The 17,969-nt window shown below is 59.2% G+C and carries 20 protein-coding genes; 15 read left to right on the top strand and 5 right to left on the bottom strand.

Going from position 1 to position 17,969, the window contains the following annotated elements; translation table 11 throughout:
* Positions 1-55 precede the first annotated feature (55 nt).
* Genes gshB through ACW81B_RS07715 form a run of 9 tightly spaced genes read left to right on the top strand, consistent with a single transcriptional unit; the run spans position 56 to position 7,636 of the window.
* Entirely contained in the window at positions 56-1,012 is a 957-nt protein-coding gene (gene gshB, locus ACW81B_RS07755) for a glutathione synthase (RefSeq protein WP_491579645.1), read from the top strand.
* Positions 1,009-2,052 (top strand): FAD:protein FMN transferase, encoded by a 1,044-nt coding sequence (locus tag ACW81B_RS07750; RefSeq protein ID WP_491579644.1) that lies wholly within the window; start codon positions 1,009-1,011, stop codon positions 2,050-2,052. Before gshB ends, ACW81B_RS07750 begins: the two co-directional genes overlap by 4 nt.
* Positions 2,053-2,086: 34 nt before the next feature.
* Complete coding sequence (locus tag ACW81B_RS07745; protein WP_491579643.1) at positions 2,087-2,971, top strand: energy transducer TonB; 885 nt, start codon at positions 2,087-2,089, stop codon at positions 2,969-2,971.
* Positions 2,972-3,025: 54 nt separating this feature from the next.
* Positions 3,026-3,586, top strand: coding sequence for a YqgE/AlgH family protein (locus ACW81B_RS07740; protein ID WP_491579642.1), 561 nt, complete (start codon positions 3,026-3,028; stop codon positions 3,584-3,586).
* Entirely contained in the window at positions 3,586-4,011 is a 426-nt protein-coding gene (gene ruvX, locus ACW81B_RS07735) for a Holliday junction resolvase RuvX (RefSeq protein ID WP_491579641.1), read from the top strand. Before ACW81B_RS07740 ends, ruvX begins: the two co-directional genes overlap by 1 nt.
* Complete coding sequence (gene pyrR, locus ACW81B_RS07730; protein ID WP_491579640.1) at positions 4,008-4,508, top strand: bifunctional pyr operon transcriptional regulator/uracil phosphoribosyltransferase PyrR; 501 nt, start codon at positions 4,008-4,010, stop codon at positions 4,506-4,508. The genes ruvX and pyrR overlap by 4 nt, the downstream gene beginning before the upstream one ends.
* On the top strand, positions 4,505-5,482 hold the full coding sequence (locus ACW81B_RS07725; protein ID WP_491579639.1) for an aspartate carbamoyltransferase catalytic subunit: 978 nt from the start codon (positions 4,505-4,507) through the stop codon (positions 5,480-5,482). Before pyrR ends, ACW81B_RS07725 begins: the two co-directional genes overlap by 4 nt.
* On the top strand, positions 5,475-6,767 hold the full coding sequence (locus ACW81B_RS07720; protein WP_491579638.1) for a dihydroorotase: 1,293 nt from the start codon (positions 5,475-5,477) through the stop codon (positions 6,765-6,767). The genes ACW81B_RS07725 and ACW81B_RS07720 overlap by 8 nt, the downstream gene beginning before the upstream one ends.
* Positions 6,764-7,636 (top strand): dihydroorotate dehydrogenase electron transfer subunit, encoded by an 873-nt coding sequence (locus tag ACW81B_RS07715; protein ID WP_491579637.1) that lies wholly within the window; start codon positions 6,764-6,766, stop codon positions 7,634-7,636. Before ACW81B_RS07720 ends, ACW81B_RS07715 begins: the two co-directional genes overlap by 4 nt.
* Positions 7,637-7,702: 66 nt before the next feature.
* On the opposite strand, the gene ACW81B_RS07710 is transcribed toward ACW81B_RS07715, so the two are convergent.
* Both ACW81B_RS07710 and ACW81B_RS07705 read right to left on the bottom strand, forming a co-directional pair.
* On the bottom strand, positions 7,703-8,818 hold the full coding sequence (locus ACW81B_RS07710) for a PilT/PilU family type 4a pilus ATPase (RefSeq protein ID WP_491579685.1): 1,116 nt from the start codon (positions 8,816-8,818) through the stop codon (positions 7,703-7,705).
* 11 nt (positions 8,819-8,829) lie between these two features.
* Positions 8,830-9,867, bottom strand: coding sequence for a type IV pilus twitching motility protein PilT (locus ACW81B_RS07705; protein WP_491579636.1), 1,038 nt, complete (start codon positions 9,865-9,867; stop codon positions 8,830-8,832).
* A 166-nt stretch (positions 9,868-10,033) separates the two neighbouring features.
* Between ACW81B_RS07705 and proC the strand changes: the two genes are divergently transcribed.
* The 5 genes from proC to ACW81B_RS07680 all read left to right on the top strand — a co-directional run bounded on the left by proC (position 10,034) and on the right by ACW81B_RS07680 (position 14,411).
* Positions 10,034-10,861, top strand: coding sequence for a pyrroline-5-carboxylate reductase (gene proC / locus ACW81B_RS07700; RefSeq protein ID WP_491579635.1), 828 nt, complete (start codon positions 10,034-10,036; stop codon positions 10,859-10,861).
* Positions 10,861-11,424 (top strand): YggT family protein, encoded by a 564-nt coding sequence (locus ACW81B_RS07695; RefSeq protein ID WP_491579684.1) that lies wholly within the window; start codon positions 10,861-10,863, stop codon positions 11,422-11,424. Before proC ends, ACW81B_RS07695 begins: the two co-directional genes overlap by 1 nt.
* A gap of 9 nt (positions 11,425-11,433) precedes the next feature.
* Positions 11,434-11,736: a DUF167 domain-containing protein gene (locus tag ACW81B_RS07690; protein WP_491579634.1), complete on the top strand. Its 303-nt coding sequence runs from the start codon at positions 11,434-11,436 to the stop codon at positions 11,734-11,736.
* Positions 11,737-11,894: 158 nt separating this feature from the next.
* Positions 11,895-13,883, top strand: coding sequence for a dynamin family protein (locus tag ACW81B_RS07685; protein ID WP_491579633.1), 1,989 nt, complete (start codon positions 11,895-11,897; stop codon positions 13,881-13,883).
* Positions 13,884-13,964: 81 nt separating this feature from the next.
* Positions 13,965-14,411, top strand: a complete 447-nt coding sequence (locus ACW81B_RS07680; protein WP_491579632.1) for a DUF4426 domain-containing protein — start codon at positions 13,965-13,967, stop codon at positions 14,409-14,411.
* On the opposite strand, the gene ACW81B_RS07675 is transcribed toward ACW81B_RS07680, so the two are convergent.
* The 3 genes from ACW81B_RS07675 to ACW81B_RS07665 are packed head-to-tail and all read right to left on the bottom strand — an operon-like array spanning position 14,401 to position 17,067.
* Positions 14,401-15,075 (bottom strand): sulfite exporter TauE/SafE family protein, encoded by a 675-nt coding sequence (locus ACW81B_RS07675; protein WP_491579631.1) that lies wholly within the window; start codon positions 15,073-15,075, stop codon positions 14,401-14,403. The genes ACW81B_RS07680 and ACW81B_RS07675 overlap by 11 nt on opposite strands.
* Positions 15,065-16,297 carry an AmpG family muropeptide MFS transporter gene (locus ACW81B_RS07670; RefSeq protein ID WP_491579630.1) on the bottom strand — a complete coding sequence of 411 codons (1,233 nt, stop codon included), beginning with the start codon at positions 16,295-16,297 and terminating at the stop codon, positions 15,065-15,067. Before ACW81B_RS07670 ends, ACW81B_RS07675 begins: the two co-directional genes overlap by 11 nt.
* Positions 16,294-17,067 (bottom strand): exodeoxyribonuclease III, encoded by a 774-nt coding sequence (locus ACW81B_RS07665; protein WP_491579629.1) that lies wholly within the window; start codon positions 17,065-17,067, stop codon positions 16,294-16,296. The genes ACW81B_RS07670 and ACW81B_RS07665 overlap by 4 nt, the downstream gene beginning before the upstream one ends.
* 63 nt (positions 17,068-17,130) lie before the next feature.
* Here ACW81B_RS07665 and pyrE point away from each other — a divergent pair, with 63 nt between their 5' ends.
* Positions 17,131-17,778, top strand: coding sequence for an orotate phosphoribosyltransferase (gene pyrE / locus ACW81B_RS07660; protein ID WP_491579628.1), 648 nt, complete (start codon positions 17,131-17,133; stop codon positions 17,776-17,778).
* Positions 17,779-17,969 lie beyond the last annotated feature (191 nt).

The following is a 17,969-nucleotide window of genomic DNA, read 5'->3' as shown; positions in this document are numbered from 1 at the left end:
AAACCTGAATTCGTTCACAATCTGAGCGATTGACCCGATCGCAGCAGGAACCCCGATGACGATACGACTGGGCATCGTGATGGACCCGATCCAGTCCATCAAAGCCTATAAAGACAGCAGCTTCGCGATGTTACTGGCCGCACAGCGCCGTGGCTGGCAACTCTTCTATATGGAGCAATCCGACCTGTTCCAGCACGACGGTGAAGTTTCCGCCAGCCTGCGCTCACTGCGGGTTTTTGACCGCGAGCATGACGGGTTTGAGCTGTCCGAAGCCCGGGATCTACCCCTCAGCAGCCTGGATGTGGTGCTGATGCGCAAGGATCCACCGCTGGATATGGAATTCCTGTACACCACCCACCTGCTTGAACTTGCCGCCAAAAGGGGGCTTCTTGTGGTGAATCGCGCCGATTCTCTGAGAAATTGCAACGAGAAGCTGTTCACCGGCTGGTTTCCCCAGTGCTGTGCGCCCAGCCTGGTCAGCCGCGATCCTGCCCGCCTGCGCGGTTTTCTCAATGAACACGGTGACATCATCCTCAAGCCTCTCGACGCCATGGGCGGCACATCGATTTTCCGTGTCACGCGTGATGACCCCAACATCAGCGTCATCCTGGAAACCTTGACCGAACTTGGCCAGCGCACCGCCATGGCACAGAAATTCATCCCCGAAATCAGCGCCGGCGACAAACGCATCCTGATGATCGATGGCGAACCCGTCCCCTGGGCGCTGGCGCGCATCCCGGCCAAAGGCGAGACCCGCGGCAACCTTGCAGCCGGCGGCCGTGGTGAAGGTGCAGCACTGAGTGAACGCGACCGCTGGATTTGTGACCAGGTAGGCCCGGAGCTGCGCCGGCGCGGACTGATGTTTGTCGGCCTCGATGTCATTGGCGACTACCTGACAGAAATCAACGTCACCAGTCCGACCTGTATTCGCGAACTGGACAGGCTCTATGGGCTGGATATCGCCTCGGATCTGATGGACGTCATCGAAAACCGGCTTGCTGCCCGCCATTGACGACACGCATTGCATTTCTGCTGGGACTGACGCTGCTGCTGACAAGTGCCTGTCAGCCCCGGCAGGCAACCGTCTATCAACAACAACTGTTTGCCTTCGGCACACTGATCGACATCATCACCCAGGGTGCTGACGCCGCACGCTCGCGCAGTGCCGTGCAGGCCGTGGACGCGATGTACCAGCAACAACACCGTGACTGGCACGCCTGGCAGCGCGGCGCGCTTGATGACCTGAACCACGCTATTGCTGCCGGCGACCCCTGGCAAACCGATCCCTCCATTGTGCAACTGATCCGTATGGGACAAACCTTCGAACGCCTGAGTGATGGCCTGTTCAACCCGGCAATTGGTGAACTGCTGGCGCTGTGGGGTTTTCAGCAGGATGCACCGCCCGAAGGTCCGCCCCCTTCAGCCCGGAAGATAAATGCGTGGCTGTCGCACAAGCCCTCAAGCCTGCAGCTTGTGATTGAAGGGAACACCGTCAGCAGCAGCAACCCACATGTTCGACTGGATTTTGGCGGATTTGCCAAAGGCTATTCCGTCGGCAAGGCCGTTGAGCTGCTGGAGGCGCGCGGCATCCGCAACCTTATCGTCAATGCCGGCGGCGATCTCTGCCTGCGCGGCAGCCGGGGTGGCAAACCCTGGCGTATCGGTATCCGCCACCCACGACAGCAGGGCACAATCGCCACCCTGCTCCTGCAGGGTGCCAGCTGCATCTTCACTTCCGGCGATTACGAGCGCTATTTCACCTACCAGGGCCGGCGTTATCACCATATTCTTGACCCACGCAGCGGCTACCCTGCCAGCGGAACACGCTCCGTCACTGTCATTGCCGATGACCCGGCACTGGCTGACGCGGCTGCCACCGCGCTATTTGTCGCGGGTGCGGAACGCTGGCAGTCTGTTGCGGTCAGTATGGGCGTCAGGGAGGTACTGCGTATCGACGACCAGGATGTTGCCTGGGTTACGCCCGAACTGGCAAAACGCATTATTTTCGACCCGGAATGGAAAACGGTCAGGGTGGTTTCACTGAAGCCCTGACCAGGACACTCCGGTATGATTGCTGCATACTGCAATGCATGAACTGCAACAGAACAGAATTGTGACGACCCTGAGCCAGACCCCCATCGAAGCACCGACCACTGACCGGCTGGCGCTGACCCTGTTTATCGCCACGGCCTTTCATGCGCTGATTATTCTCGGCATCAGTTTCGATGCCTTTGACCGCAACCCGCCGGACCAGTACCTGCCGACCCTGGATATTACCGTCGTCAACCCCGGCAAGGAGCTGCCACCGGAAGAGTTCGACTACCTGGCGGAATCCAGCCAGCAGGGTGCGGGCAACACCACAGAGAAGGTCAAGGTCCGTCAGCAAATGCAGGCGCAGGCCAAAGCTGCCGCCAGCCGGGAACTGCAACCGGACAAAACGCGACGACTCACCAGCACCGACAATCAGCGAAAGACACCCGACAGCAAGGAACCGCAGGAAAAACCTAAGCAACCCAATGCCGCCGATATCATCAACCGCAGCAAGGAGATGCTCTCGTTAAATGAAAGTATCCAGCAGAATGCGCTGGTCTACTCGAAGCGACTGACCGGTGCCTACATCACCGCCAGCACCCGGGAAGAACGCTATGCCAGCTATATGCGCGACTGGGTACACAAGGTTGAACGGGTTGGCCAGCTCAACTACCCCGATGCCGCACGCCGCCAGGGCCTGTCCGGAAAACTGATGGTGGAAGTGGCCGTCTACCTGGATGGCAGTGTACGCAATATCACCATACTGAAACCGTCCGGGCATAAAATCCTGGATGATGCAGCCGTACGTATCGTCCGGCTCGCCGCCCCCTTTGCCCCCTTCCCGCAGAACATCCGCAAGGACAACGACATCCTCTATATCACCCGCACCTGGATATTCTCCAGCAGCAACACGCTCACCACACACCCCTCAATCCAGTAAACGATGCGGCAGCCATGACTTGTACTCTGTGATGCGCTACAGGATACTACCGTCATGACTGGATCGTTCCTCACCAACCAGTTTCTGATCGCCATGCCCGGGCTGGAGGATCCCAATTTCTTCCATTCCGTTACCTATATCTGTGAGCACAACAAAGACGGCGCCATGGGGCTGGTCATCAACCGGCCGATGAACATGCAGCTCGGTGAAATCCTCGAACACATCGATGTCAGGGATGCCTCGCCCGAAGCACGACAAACCCCCGTCCATGTCGGCGGCCCGGTCCAGCAGGAACGTGGCTTTGTATTGCATACGCCGGTGGGCGACTGGGAAGCCACCATGCAGGTTACCGATCGTATCGGCGTTACCTCGTCACTGGATATCCTCAACGCCATTGCCCATGACAGCGGCCCGGAGAAATACCTGATTACACTGGGCTACGCGGGCTGGGGCGCCGGCCAGCTGGAACAGGAACTGGCCGACAACGCCTGGCTCAGCGGTCCGGCGGACCCCGACATCCTGTTCAACAAACCGGACGAGGAACGCTGGAAGGCGGCCGCCGCCTCGCTGGGCGTGGATCTCGACCTGTTATCCGGAGAAGCCGGTCACGCCTGATGCCAGCGACTGAAGCCAGCCAGCCGCTGCTCGGCTTCGACTACGGCCGCCGGCGCATCGGTGTCGCCGTGGGCCAGCGGCTGACACGCTCGGCCACGCCGCTGACCACCCTTCGCGCCCGCGACGGCAAACCGGACTGGGCAGCGGTCAGCCGCCTGATCGAGGAATGGAAACCAGGCGCACTGGTGGTCGGAATCCCGTATCATATGGACGGTGCCGAGCAGGACATGACCCACGCGGCAAAACGTTTCTGCCGACAGCTCGAAGGCCGTTACCGCCTGCCGGTACACCAGGCGGAGGAACGGCTCAGTTCGTGGGTGGTGGAAAGCCGGCTCAGTGCGCGCGAACAGGCTAACACCGACATCGATGCGATGTCGGCACAGGTTATTCTCCAGGACTGGTTACAGCAAGAGCCAAACGATTGAACGAAACAACTGATATTTCAGCCCTGATCGCCAGCATGGCCGACGCACTGCGCGCGCGCGTTCAGATCGACGATCAGACCGCCATGGTCGGTATTCATACCGGCGGTGTCTGGGTCGCGCAGCAACTGCACTCGCTGCTGGGGATCAGGGAACCGCTCGGCGTTCTGGATATTTCCTTCTACCGTGACGATTTTACCCGTATCGGCATGAACCCGCAGGTGCGACCCTCACAACTGCCGTTTTCCGTCGACGACCGGCACATTATTCTGGTTGACGACGTGCTGCATACCGGGCGCACCATCCGCGCCGCCATGAATGAGCTGTTCGACTATGGCCGGCCGGCATCCATTACCCTTGCCGTGCTGGTGGAACGCGACGGCCGCGAATTGCCCATCGAGGCCGCTGTCACCGGCCGGCACATGGAACTCGGCGAACACGAACACGTCAAACTGACCGGCCCGGAGCCGCTGCAACTGGAGATTAACCGCGCACCATGAGCGCCAATCTGCAAATCGGCGATGACGGAAAACTGCGGCACTTTCTTTCTATTGAAGGCCTGAACCGCGCGCTGCTGACAGAAATTCTCGATACCGCCGAGTCCTTTGCCGGGGTTACCGAGCAATCTGTAAAAAAGGTTCCACTGCTGCGCGGTCGCACCATCGTCAACCTGTTCTTCGAAGCCAGTACGCGCACCCGCACCACCTTCGAACTGGCAGCCAAGCGCCTGTCGGCCGATGTACTCAATATCAACATCAACGCCTCCAGCGCCGTCAAGGGCGAGACGCTGCTGGATACGCTGCGTAACCTGGAAGCCATGCACGTCGACATGTTCGTGGTGCGCCACGCTGACAGTGGCACGGCCCACTTCATTGCCCGCCATGTACAGCCGCACGTCAGTGTGATCAACGCCGGTGACGGTCGCCATGCACACCCGACACAGGCCATGCTGGATATGTTCACTATCCGCCGCGAAAAAGGTCCTGACTTCGGCCGCCTGAGCGTGGCCATTGTCGGTGACATCGCCCACTCGCGCGTGGCGCGCTCACAGATCCATGCGCTCAACCTGCTGAATGTCGGTGACCTGCGCGTGGTGGCACCGCGCACGCTGATTCCAGCCCATGTCGAATCACTCGGCGTACGCGTATTCCACGACCTGCACGAAGGCCTGCGTGATGCCGATGTGATTATCATGCTGCGACTGCAGCGCGAACGCATGCAGGGCGCCATGCTGCCCAGCGAGCACGAGTACTACCGTCTGTATGGCCTGACCCGTGAACGTCTCGCCAATGCCAAACCGGATGTCACCGTGATGCACCCCGGCCCGATCAACCGTGGCGTGGAAATGGACTCATACGTTGCCGACGGTCCACACTCGGTGATCCTGGAACAGGTGACCTACGGCATCGCTACCCGCATGGCAGTGATGTCGATGGCCATGCACCCCACTCCAACCCGGGACAATCATGACTGAACCGCGCATTCATATCCACGGCGGACACCTGGTCGACCCGGCCAATGGCATCGATGCCCCGACCGACCTGTATATCGCTGACGGCCGCATTGCCGCTGTCGGTAATGCACCGGACGGGTTCTCGGCTGACATTACGCTGGATGCCAGTGGCCTGCACGTGATCCCCGGGCTGGTGGATCTGTGCGCACGACTGCGCGATCCCGGCCAGGAGCACAAGGCAACCATCGACAGTGAATGTCGTGCAGCCGCCGCTGCCGGCATCACCACCCTGTGCTGCCCGCCCGATACCACACCCGTTGTCGACACCCCCGCCGTGCTTGAATTAATCCGTCACCGCGCCAGCCAGGTCGATGCCGCCCGTGTTGTCACACTGGGCGCACTGACACGTGGCCTCGACGGCGAACACCTGAGCGAAATGGCGGCACTGAAACAGGCTGGCTGCGTCGGCGTGGGCAATGCCCTGAAACCCCTGGCATCGACGCAGATTGAACGACGCGCTTTCGAATATGCGGCAACCTTCGACCTGACCGTATTCCTGCACGCCGACGACCCGGCACTGTCAGCCGACGGCTGCCTGCACGAAGGCCATGTCTCCACCCGGCTCGGCCTGCGCGGCATTCCGGAAGCGGCAGAAACCGTTGCAGTAGCACGCGACCTGGCCCTGATCCAGCAGACCGGCGTACGCGCACACTTCTGCAGACTGACCACCGAGCGCGCCGTGCGCATGGTGGCGCGCGCGCAGTTTGACGGCCTGCCGGTCAGTGCCGATGTCGCTGCCCCCTACCTGTACCTGACTGAACTGGATGCCTCGGAATTCAATCCCGACTTCCACTTCATACCACCGCTGCGCACCCAGAATGATCGCAGCGGGCTGATCACCGGGCTGCGGGATGGCACGCTGGGCGCACTCTGTTCAGATCACCAGCCGCACGAGGCAGATGCCAAGCTGGCACCCTTCCCGGCCACCGAACCAGGTGCTTCCGGCATCGATACGCTGTTGTCACTGACCCTGAAACTTGCCCGGGAGAGCCCGCTCACACTGAGCGACGCCATCGCCCGGGTAACCTGTGGCCCCGCCGCCATTCTCAACCTGCCCTGCGGCGAACTCAGCACCGGGCGGGTAGCCGACCTCTGCCTGTTCGATGCCGATGCTCACTGGCAGGTCAGTCATGACACCCTGCGCAGCCAGGGCAAGAACACACCCTTCAATGGCTGGGAAATGCCCGGGCAAGTCCGTTACACCCTGCGCGACGGCCAGATTATTTTTACCCGCGAGGCCCGATGAAACACCCCGACCACCGCGACACCATTGCCGTGGAGATGGCCGAAGTCATCTCTCACCAGGCCTTCGAGGGCGACCAGTTCATCCTGCGCCTGCAGGCGCCTGAGTGCGCCGCGCTGGCGCAACCCGGCCAGTTTGCACACCTGACATGCGACCCCATGCTGCCCATGCGCAGGCCGCTGTCTATCATGCGTGTCGATGCGAACACGGGCCGGGTGGATTTCCTCTACAAGGCAATTGGCCGGGGTACCCGCCTGCTGGCAACGCGCACGCCGGGCGAAATGCTCAGCCTGCTCGGCCCTGTCGGGAATCCGTTTACAGCAAACCCGGATCGTCCACGCGCGTTACTGCTGGGTGGCGGCGTGGGCATCCCGCCGATGGTTTTTCTTGCCGAGCATTTAAAAAACAACCCGGACTATCAGCCACTGGCGCTGATGGGATCGGAAGTCCCCTTCCCGTTCAGCGAGCGACCTTCGCACATCATGGTTCCCGGCATACCGGAAGGTGTCATCGCGGCCATGCCGTTACTCGATGACTGGGGCATTCCCAGTCGACTGGCCAGTCTGCAAGGCTACCCCGGTTGCTACGAAGGCTATATCACCGACCTTGCACGCAGCTGGCTGGACGGACTGGATGACAGGCAACGCCGGGAAGTCAGTGTGTACGCCTGTGGCCCACACCCCATGCTGGCAGCCGTGGCACAACTGGCGAAGGACTATGACCTGCCCTGCCAGGTATCACTGGAAGAATACATGGCGTGTGCCGTAGGAGGCTGTGCGGGCTGTGTCGTCAAGGTGCAGACAGACGACGGTGTAGCCATGAAGCGCGTGTGCGTGGATGGCCCGGTATTCGAGGCCAGCAGCGTTTTCTGACCCATAAAAAATAACGGGGCGCAGACACCACAGCATCCACGCCCCGCTACCGGCAGCAAAAAAGTATCAGGGGGTTTCGACCAGCGTCACACCTTCCAGCGCACTGGAGGCGTCCACCTCACTGTCCTTGAGCTTGATCATCAGGCGCACCTCGTTGGCCGAATCGGCGTAATGAATCGCATCATCCTGGGTGATCTCACCCTCACGGTACAGTTCATACAGGGCCTGATCGAAGGTTTTCATACCCTGCTGGTTGGAGCGCTTCATCAGGTCCTTGATCTTGTGCACCTCGCCCTTGCGGATCAGGTCTGCCGCCAGCGGCGTATTGATCAGCACCTCGACAGCCACCCGGCGCCCCTTGCCATCCGGCGTCGGTAACAGTTGCTGGGCAAGAATCGCTTTAAGGTTCAATGACAGGTCCATCAACAGCTGATCACGGCGGTCTTCCGGGAAGAAGTTGATAATACGATCCATGGCCTGGTTGGCATTGTTGGCGTGCAGTGTTGCCAGGCACAGGTGGCCGGTTTCTGCAAAGGCAATAGCATGATCCATGGTTTCACGGGTACGAATTTCGCCGATGAGAATAACGTCCGGCGCCTGACGCAGGGTATTTTTCAACGCGGTGCCAAATGAGTCGGTATCAATACCGACTTCCCGCTGCGTCACGATGCAGCCATTGTGCTGGTGCACATACTCGATGGGATCTTCAATGGTAATGATGTGTCCCGTACTGTTGGCATTCCGGTAACCGATCATGGACGCCAGCGAGGTTGACTTACCGGTACCTGTTGCGCCGACAAAGATAATCAGGCCACGCTTGGTCATGGCCAGGTTCTTGATAATCGGCGGAAGCGTCAGTTCCTCGATAGTCGGTATGTTTGTCTCGATGCGACGCAACACCATGCCACAGTGACTGCGCTGATAAAATGCACTGACACGAAAGCGTCCGACACCCGGAGAACTGATGGCGAAATTGCATTCGAGCTTGTCATCAAATTCCTTGCGCTGCGCCTCCGTCATAACACTCAGCACCACCTCGCGCGCCTGGTCAGGCGTCAGTGTTGACTGGGAGACCGGTTTGATACGCCCGTTGACCTTCATACTCGGTGGCATGCCGGCTGTGATAAACAGGTCGGACGCCTGCTTGTGCACCATGAGCTTTAACAGTGAGTTGAAATCCATCATGTGCCCCGTTAGCGGAAGAGTTCTTTGTTCATGGCCTTGGAGCGCGCATCGATACGGCTGATCAGGCCACGCTGCACCAGTTCCTGAAGGTTCTGGTCGAGTGTCTGCATACCCACTGCCTGGCCGGTCTGGATGGCGGAGTACATCTGCGCCACCTTGTCTTCGCGGATCAGGTTACGAATGGCCGGGGTACCAATCATGATTTCGTGTGCAGCAATACGCCCGCCGCCGGTTTTCTTCAGCAGGGTCTGGGAGATAACTGCGCGCAACGACTCAGACAGCATGGAACGCACCATGGTCTTCTCCGCCGCCGGGAACACATCGATAATACGGTCGATGGTCTTGGCAGCAGAACTGGTGTGCAGGGTGCCAAATACCAGGTGACCGGTTTCAGCCGCGGTCAGCGCCAGACGGATGGTTTCCAGGTCACGCAATTCGCCGACCAGGATAATGTCCGGGTCTTCACGCAAGGCTGAACGCAGGGCTTCGTTGAAGCCGTGGGTATCGCGGTGGACTTCACGCTGGTTGACCAGGCATTTTTTACTTTCATGAACAAATTCGATGGGATCCTCGATGGTGAGAATGTGTTCGAAGCGTTCGTTATTCACGTGATCCATCATCGCCGCCAGCGTGGTGGACTTGCCGGAACCGGTCGGGCCGGTCACCAGCACAATACCGCGCGGCTGATCAGCAATATCCTTGAAACTTGCCGGGCAACCCAGTTCTTCCAGTGTCAGGATGGTCGACGGGATAGTACGAAACACGCCGCCGGCGCCACGATTATGGTTGAAAGCGTTAACACGGAAACGCGCCAGGTTGGGAATCTCGAACGAGAAATCGGTCTCGAGAAATTCCTCGAAATCCTTGCGCTGCTTGTCGTTCATGATGTCGTAGATCAGGCTGTACACGGTTTTGTGATCGAGTGCCGGCACGTTAATACGACGAATATCACCATCGACGCGAATCATGGGTGGCAGACCCGCGGAAATGTGTAAATCGGATGCGTTATTTTTGACGCTAAAGGCGAGTAATTCAGCAATATCCATGCTTTTCCCCAACTGTGGTTCTGGCTTTCCTTATCGTCACGCGGGCCGGGAACTTGACTTCACAGCCCGGCCTGACGGCTGCAAGTATAGCGTCCCGGCACGGCGATGCCCGGTTACCGGGTTTTCCGCTTGAATCAGGCATTTGGAGTGAGGTATGGTCTGCGCCATGAAGAAAACCCGACTTGCTTTCATTGGTGCCGGCAACATGGCGCGCAGTCTGATCGGCGGCCTGGTTGCCGACGGCTGGGACCCGGCCTGTATATCGGTGTCCGACCCGGACCCCGAGCAGCTGGCGGCCATCACCCGGCTGTTTGACATAACGGCTGCAGCCGATAACAGCGCCGCTGTAGAGCAGAGCGAACTGGTCGTGCTGGCGGTCAAGCCACAGGCCATGCGTGATGTTGCCCGCGAACTGGCTGCAACCGTGCAAGCCAAACGGCCTCTCGTGATTTCAATCGCCGCCGGGATTTGCAGCAATGACCTGCAACGCTGGCTTGGCGGCGACTGCGCCGTGGTGCGCTGCATGCCCAATACACCGGCACTGGTGCAAAGTGGCGCCACCGCCATGTTTGCCAGCAGTAGCGTCAATGAAGCGCAGAAGGCGCTGGCGGAAAATATTCTGCGCGCGGTAGGGCTGGCGCTGTGGGTCGAGGATGAGACGCAGCTGGACGCGGTCACGGCGCTCTCCGGGAGCGGCCCGGCCTACTTCTTCCTGGTCATCGAAGCCATGCAGGAAGCCGGGGAATCGCTTGGACTGGAGGCCGGAACGGCCCGGCTTCTGGCCCTGCAAACCGCCTTTGGCGCGGCAAAGATGGCCCTGGAAAGCCGGGACGATGCGGCCGCACTGCGGCAACGGGTCACTTCACCAGGTGGCACCACGGAAAAAGCCCTCGCTGTCCTTGAGGAAGGGGGATTACGCACACTATTCAACGATGCCCTCAAGGCCGCCTGTGATCGCTCACGCGAACTGGCCAAACAGTTCGGCGCAGAATGATGGGCACCAACTACGTCACCAACCCACTTGAGTTTTTGATTAACACCCTGTTTGGACTGTATATTCTGACGGTCATGCTGCGTTTCCTGCTGGCCGCCGTACGCGCTGATTTCTATAACCCGGTCAGCCAGTTTCTGGTCAAGGTCACCAACCCCGCACTGCTTCCCCTGCGGCGAATTATCCCCAGCACAGGCAAGGTCGATACCAGTTCGCTGGTGCTGATGCTGCTCCTGCAGCTGCTGTCCTTTACCCTGATCAGTCTGCTGCGAGGCGGCCCGCTGGCGGTGTGGCCCATGCTGGTGCTGTCCCTCCGCGAACTGACCGAACTGGCGCTCAACGTATTCCTGTTCGCCATATTTATTCAGGTGATTATCAGCTGGGTCAACCCGGGCAGCTACAACCCGGTGGTATCACTGCTGTACAGCATTACCGAGCCGGTATTGCGTCCCTGCCGGCGATTGATACCACCGATATCCGGCATGGACCTGTCGCCGCTGGTGGCCCTGATTGCTATACAGCTGGCCAAGTACCTGATACTTCCGATCTTTTTAATATTTCTATAAGATCTCCGGATGCCCGAACCCTGTTTCCGCTGGCAGGATGATGACCTGATCCTGTCGATCCGCGTGCAGCCACGTGCCCGTCGGGACGAGATTGCCGGTGTATACGGCGACCACCTGAAAATCCGCCTTACGGCCCCGCCGGTCGATGGCAAGGCCAACCAGTACCTGCTGCGCTTTCTCGCAAAATACTGCAAGGTGCCACGCGCTCGCGTCGAACTGATCAGCGGTCAAACCGGCCGCACCAAAAAAGTGCGCATCTGCCGGCCTGTGCATTTCCCCGAACCGGTGACGCCGCCACGCCCGGCCAGATAAGTTCAACCGGTCAGGCAATATCGGCTGCAACCCGTCTAACCCCCTAAAAAACAGACTAAAGCCCTCATCCTCGCAGCCGCTACCCGGAAAAGATGCGCCCTGGCGTAAAACCGGCCATGCCTGACATACAGGCCATAATTTTCAGCGGGATGAAATGCATGCAACAGGATCAACTTGACCGCCGTCTCAAGGATTACTCACGATGGCGCGAGAAACTGATTCACGATGTCCAGTCGTTTCAGGAATGGCTCGACACGCATCAGCTGGCATCCAGTGAACAGGAATTCAGGATATTTGAAACCCTCGATGCACTTCGCAAGGACCGCCTGACCGTCGCTTTTGTCGCGGAATTCTCGCGCGGCAAGACAGAACTGATCAATGCGCTGTTCTTTGCACATTTTGGACAGCGTCTGCTGCCCTCCGAGGCCGGACGCACCACCATGTGCCCGACCGAACTGTTCTATGATCACGAAACACCGGATGCCTATATTCGCCTGCTGCCAATCGAAACCCGTCTCCAGAACAAAAGTATTGCCGACTTCAAGCACGAGCCCATTCACTGGAATCACACGCCGCTGAACATGGACGACCCCGCGCAGATAGCGCAGGCATTGCGCGAAGTCATCAAAACCCGTCATGTCCCACTGGGGAAGGCCCGTGAACTTGGCCTCTACGACGAAACCACCGACCCGGGCTACAAGGCAACCGGCAAACGGCCGGAACAGGTTGAAATCCCCTGCTGGCGGCACGCGCTGGTCAATTTTCCCCATGAACTGCTCAAACAGGGACTGGTCGTACTGGATACGCCCGGGCTGAACGCCATGGGCAGCGAACCTGAATTGACCCTCAGCATGCTACCCGCTGCACAGGCTGTGCTGTTTCTGCTGGGCGCAGACACCGGCGTGACGCGCAGCGATATGGACATGTGGGAACACCACGTTGCTGCCGTACGCGGTAAATCCCCCCACAACCTGATCGTGGTACTGAACAAAATCGATATGCTGTGGGATGAACTCAAGTCATCAGCCGCGGTAAAAGCCAGCATCGAATCTCAACGCACGAGCAGCGCCGAACAACTGGGTATCTCGCCTGAGCTGGTATTCCCGATGTCTGCGCAGAAAGCGCTGCTGGCAAAAATCCGCGGCGAGAAAAAACTGCTCAACGACAGCCGCCTGCCCGAACTGGAAAACTATATCGCCAACACGGTACTGCCGGGCAAGCGCGCGATTATCCGTAACAACCTCGTCGAACATATCGGCGGCATGGTCGATGACAACCTCACCATACTTGAGAGCCGCAAGGGTGAGACCACCAGACAACTGGTCGAACTGCGCTCATTGCGTGGTAAAAATGCCGACGTCATCATGCACCTCATGAGCAAGTCGCGCGAGGAACAGGCCGCCTATCTGCGTAACGTGGAAAGCTTCCAGAGCAGCCGTCGCCTGCTGCAGAATCAGGCCCGTACCATGCTTGAGGTCCTCAGTATGGAAGCACTGGACCGCCTGATCAACAAGACCCGCGACACCATGACCCACAGCTGGACGACCGCGGGACTCAAACGCGGCATGGAAACCTTCTTTGAAGGCGCGCGGGACACCATGGACCAGGTCACCACTCACGCTGAACAGACGCGCATGCTGATCCGCGCCACGTACAAGAAATTCCATGAAGAGCACGGCCTGCCACAGATTATGCCGAAGCAGTTCTCAACCGCGCGCTTCTCGTCTGATCTGGAACGCCTGTATCAGGAAGCGGAGAACTTCCGTCGCAGTCCGCTGATGACTGTGACCGAGCAGTCTTTTGTCATCAAGAAGTTCTTTATCTCCCTGGTCAGCCACACCCGCAGCCTGTTCTTCAAGGCCAACCAGGACGCCAATGCCTGGCTCAAGGAAGTCATGAACCCGCTGGTCAGGCAAATCAAGGAACACAAGGCCACGATGGAGAAACGCCTGGAGACGCTTCGCCGTATCAGTGAGTCACGCGACACGCTGGATGCGCGCATCAAGGAGCTTGACGCCACCCTGCGGGAAACCAAGCGGCAGATTGACGCCTTGCAGCAGATTCGTCACTCCATCCGCTCCTGCGACGCAGAATCCGGACGTCCACCGGTCACAACGGTGCAGACAGCGGAACAAGCCATCGTCTGACTCGATAACACCCGGAAACCCTGGCGGCCTGGTTTGGTCTATAGTTTCATTGAACAAACCAAAAACCGAAGGAGAATCCGGATGCTGAAGAAAACCTTGTTGCCCTTCCTGTTTGGCGTGCTGATCACCCTGTCGGGTATGGCCGGTGCGGAAAACTCCCAGGATTTTGGCGACTATGTCGTCCATTTCAATGCACTGAATACCAGTTACCTGCCACCCGCCGTTACGCGCGAGTATGGCCTGAAACGCAGCAAGAATCGCGGCATGATCAATATTGCGGTGCTACGCAAGATCATGGGGACAACCGGCAAACCCGTCGCGGCCGAAATCACCGCCAGCGCGACCAACCTGACCGGCCAGAAACGCACCATCAAATTGCGTGAAGTTCGCGAAGGAAATGCCATCTACTACATCGGTGACTTCCCGATTGCACACGAAGAAACATTGCGTTTCACGCTGCATGTCAAACCGGGCGACAATTCGCAAGCCCACGAGGTAAAGTTCAGCCACCAGTTCTTTACAGAGTAATCATGTAGAGCGAATACAGGCCGAAGCCACATACCAGCAACCCCGCCAGTCGCCGGGTGCGCACATCGCGCACCCGCGCGGCCAGTCGCTCGGCGGCGGCACCCATCAACAATAAATTGGGTAAAGTCCCCAGCCCGAAGCTCAACAGCAACAGCGCACCCTGCGCGGGGCTGCCTGCGGCAATGGCCCACACCAGTACGCTGTAAACCAGCCCGCAGGGCAGCCAGCCCCAGATCGTACCGAGTAACAGCGCCTGCCTGCTACTGCGAACAGGCAGGAAACGCCGGCCCAGTGGCTCCAGCCTGTTCCAGACTGCACTGCCCAGTCGTTCGATGTATGTCAGCCCGTTCCACCAGCCCCCGAGGTACAGTCCCAGGGCAATCATGAACAACGCTGCCAGCCATTGCAGGCCAGTCTGAATCTGGTGAATACCACTCCAGTGTGCTGCCAGCCACCCGACGCCACCAAACAGCCCACCTGCCAGGCTGTAACTGAAAATCCGCCCCGCGTTATAGGATAGCTGGTAGCGCCAGCGTACAGCGCGGCTATCAGCCGGCAGCCCCAGCGATAACGCGGTCACAATTCCACCGCACATCCCCACGCAATGCACGCCGCCAAGCAACCCGACAAGAAATGCCGACAACAGCGACACGTCAGTCAGCACGATCTGTCTCCACCAGCCAGCCGCGGAAGCGTGTCAGCAGCAATAACCCGGGTATGGCAATCAGGGTACACAGCACGAAAAATCCGACCCAGCCAAGCCCTTCGGCAATATAACCGGTCGGTGCCGCGACAATGACACGAGGAATCCCCATCAGACTGGTCAACAGGGCATATTGTGTCGCCGTGAAGCGGCGATTGGTCAGGCTCGCCATGAAAGCGACGAAAGCCGCCGTGCCCATACCGCCACTGAGATTTTCAAAGGCAATCACGGCGGCCAGTAGCGGCAGGCTGTAGCCGGTGAATGCCAGCGCGGCAAAACCGGCGGTGGAAACGGCCTGCAGAATACCGAACCCCCACAACGCCCGATAGATCCCGATACGCAGCATAATAATGCCACCGACCAGGCCGCCGGCCAGTGTCGCCCAGAAGCCGAACAGCTTCACCACTGTGCCGATTTCACTCTTGCTGAAGCCAATGTCCAGGTAAAACGGTACCGTCATATGGCTGGCCATGGTATCGCCCACCTTGAACAGCAGGATGAACAGCAGAATCAGCCAGGCATGATGACGTTTGAAGTAATCAACGAAAGGATGAATGACCGCCTCGCCGAGTGTCGTCGGCAGGCCCTGCGCCGCCACCGGTTCGGGCGCGAACAGGGTGGTGCCGATACCAACCACCATGACCACGGCCATCAACTGGTAGACCTGCGGAAAGGGGATAAAGTCAGCCAGGATCAACCCGCCCCCCGAAGCCAGCAGCATACCGACACGGTAACCGTTCACATACAGCGACGCGCCCAGCCCCAGCTCACGGTCGACCAGTGCTTCACGCCGGTAGGCATCGACGACAATATCCTGGCTCGCGGAAAAGAATGTCACCAGTAATGCCGCCAGCGCAACCGGCAAGGCATTCTGCGCCGGGTGAGTCCAGCCCAGCGCAACAATCGAAATCATCAGACCGGTCTGGATCAGTAACAGCCAGCCACGTCTGCGACCAAGTAACGGCAGCGTGTAGCGATCGACCAGCGGCGCCCACAGGAATTTCAGCGTATACGGCAACCCGACCAGCGCGAACAAGCCGATGGTCCCCAGGTCGACGCCCTCATCGGTCATCCACGCCTGCAGCACCGAACCGGTCAACAGCAGCGGCAGTCCGGAAGAAAACCCCATCAACAACGCGACCAGCATGCGTCCTGACAGGACGACCTTTACCGTGTCATTCATAACGGGTAGTCGTAATCCATGATGAGCGGTGCATGGTCGGAGAAACGCTTGTCCTTGTAGATGCGCGCTTTCTGCACCCGTCTCGCCAGTCCTGGTGTAACAACCTGGTAATCGATACGCCAGCCCACGTTCTTCTCCCGGGCACGGCCACGATTCGACCACCAGGTGTACTGATCCGGCCGTTGATCGACCACCCGGAAGGCATCGATAAACCCCGCCGGACCAAACAGTTCATCCATCCAGGCCCGTTCTTCGGGCAGGAAACCGGAATTTTTCTGGTTGCCGCGCCAGTTTTTCAGATCGATCCTGCGGTGCGCAATGTTCCAGTCGCCGCAAATCACGTACTCGCGCCGGCTGCGCCGCAACTTGCGCAGGTAGGGCATAAAGCGTTCCAGCATTTCAAATTTCTTCTGCTGGCGCTCCTCACTGGAGGAGCCGGAATGCATATACAACGACACCACGCCCAGTGAACCGAAGCGCACTTCAAGATAGCGCCCCTCGCTATCGACATCCGGCCAGCCCAGCCCGCTGATCACCTTGTCCGGCTCGCGCCGGCAGTAGATCGCCACGCCGCTGTAGCCTTTTTTCTCCGCATCGTGGAAATACGCATGCCAGCCGCGCGGCCAGAACACCGGGTCCTGCAACTGATGAACCTGCGCCTTTGTCTCCTGAATGCACACTACATCCGCACGCTGCCGCACCATCCAGCTGAAAAATCCCTTGCGGGCGGCTGAACGTATCCCGTTCACATTGATGGTGATGATGCGCATGCGTTCTCCTGTTGCGGTTGCGCGTGTATCATACCGGAGCTTTTTCGTTCCCGGTGGAGTCTCATGCAGTCCTACAAAAAAGAATTTCTCGAATTTGCCATTGAAGCCGGCGTGTTGCGGTTTGGCGAGTTCACCCTGAAATCCGGCCGTGTCAGCCCGTATTTTTTCAATGCCGGACTGTTTAACCGCGGCAGCCACCTGGCGCGACTGGGACGCTTCTACGCCCGCACCATTATCGATTCAGGTATTGGCTTCGATGTGCTGTTCGGCCCGGCCTACAAGGGTATCCCGCTGGCCGCCGCCACCAGTATCGCGCTCGCCGATCACCACGAGCGGGACACGCCCTGGTGCTTCAACCGCAAGGAGGCCAAGGACCACGGTGAAGGCGGCAGCCTGGTTGGCGCGCCGCTGGAAGGCCGGGTGCTGATTATCGATGACGTTATTACCGCCGGTACCGCCATCCGCGAATCGCTGCAGATCATCGATGCTGCGGGCGCCAGCGCGGCAGGTGTGGTCATCGCACTGGATCGCCAGGAACGCGGTCAGGGCAAGCGTTCCGCCATCCAGGAAGTCGAACAGGAGCTGGGACTGAAAGTCGCCAGTATCGTCACCCTGGCAGAGCTGCAGACCTTTCTGCAGGATCGGCCCGAGTATGCCGGGGCACTGGGTGCTATTGCTGAATACCGGGCGAAATACGGGATTGCGGCCTGATCAGGCCGGATTTCCTGGAATATCTAAAGCTCAGTGGTTGATGTCGTCCCGGGCGGGTCAGGTCTTTTTCAGGCGGCGACTTGCCCGCTGCGCGGGTTCCCTGCGCTTCTCGGTCTGTTGCGCGCTCGCTAAACTCGCGATTCGCGCTGCCGCGCGAATCACTCAGACAACGCTCGCTTCCTCGCAACAGC

Source organism: Thiogranum sp. (assembly GCF_058323355.1).
Note: the sequence above shows the minus strand (reverse complement) of the source record. Positions and strands in the feature narration are given on the sequence as shown.

What these genes read in the sequence shown, in the direction of transcription:
- gshB (WP_491579645.1), top strand. Translation starts at nt 56, where the DNA reads ATGACGATACGACTGGGCATCGTGATGGACCCGATCCAGTCCATCAAA.
- ACW81B_RS07745 (WP_491579643.1), top strand. Translation starts at nt 2,087, where the DNA reads ATGCATGAACTGCAACAGAACAGAATTGTGACGACCCTGAGCCAGACC.
- ACW81B_RS07740 (WP_491579642.1), top strand. Translation starts at nt 3,026, where the DNA reads ATGACTGGATCGTTCCTCACCAACCAGTTTCTGATCGCCATGCCCGGG.
- ruvX (WP_491579641.1), top strand. Translation starts at nt 3,586, where the DNA reads ATGCCAGCGACTGAAGCCAGCCAGCCGCTGCTCGGCTTCGACTACGGC.
- ACW81B_RS07725 (WP_491579639.1), top strand. Translation starts at nt 4,505, where the DNA reads ATGAGCGCCAATCTGCAAATCGGCGATGACGGAAAACTGCGGCACTTT.
- ACW81B_RS07720 (WP_491579638.1), top strand. Translation starts at nt 5,475, where the DNA reads ATGACTGAACCGCGCATTCATATCCACGGCGGACACCTGGTCGACCCG.
- ACW81B_RS07715 (WP_491579637.1), top strand. Translation starts at nt 6,764, where the DNA reads ATGAAACACCCCGACCACCGCGACACCATTGCCGTGGAGATGGCCGAA.
- ACW81B_RS07710 (WP_491579685.1), bottom strand. Translation starts at nt 8,818, where the DNA reads ATGGATTTCAACTCACTGTTAAAGCTCATGGTGCACAAGCAGGCGTCC.
- ACW81B_RS07705 (WP_491579636.1), bottom strand. Translation starts at nt 9,867, where the DNA reads ATGGATATTGCTGAATTACTCGCCTTTAGCGTCAAAAATAACGCATCC.
- proC (WP_491579635.1), top strand. Translation starts at nt 10,034, where the DNA reads ATGAAGAAAACCCGACTTGCTTTCATTGGTGCCGGCAACATGGCGCGC.
- ACW81B_RS07695 (WP_491579684.1), top strand. Translation starts at nt 10,861, where the DNA reads ATGGGCACCAACTACGTCACCAACCCACTTGAGTTTTTGATTAACACC.
- ACW81B_RS07690 (WP_491579634.1), top strand. Translation starts at nt 11,434, where the DNA reads ATGCCCGAACCCTGTTTCCGCTGGCAGGATGATGACCTGATCCTGTCG.
- ACW81B_RS07685 (WP_491579633.1), top strand. Translation starts at nt 11,895, where the DNA reads ATGCAACAGGATCAACTTGACCGCCGTCTCAAGGATTACTCACGATGG.
- ACW81B_RS07680 (WP_491579632.1), top strand. Translation starts at nt 13,965, where the DNA reads ATGCTGAAGAAAACCTTGTTGCCCTTCCTGTTTGGCGTGCTGATCACC.
- ACW81B_RS07670 (WP_491579630.1), bottom strand. Translation starts at nt 16,297, where the DNA reads ATGAATGACACGGTAAAGGTCGTCCTGTCAGGACGCATGCTGGTCGCG.
- ACW81B_RS07665 (WP_491579629.1), bottom strand. Translation starts at nt 17,067, where the DNA reads ATGCGCATCATCACCATCAATGTGAACGGGATACGTTCAGCCGCCCGC.
- pyrE (WP_491579628.1), top strand. Translation starts at nt 17,131, where the DNA reads ATGCAGTCCTACAAAAAAGAATTTCTCGAATTTGCCATTGAAGCCGGC.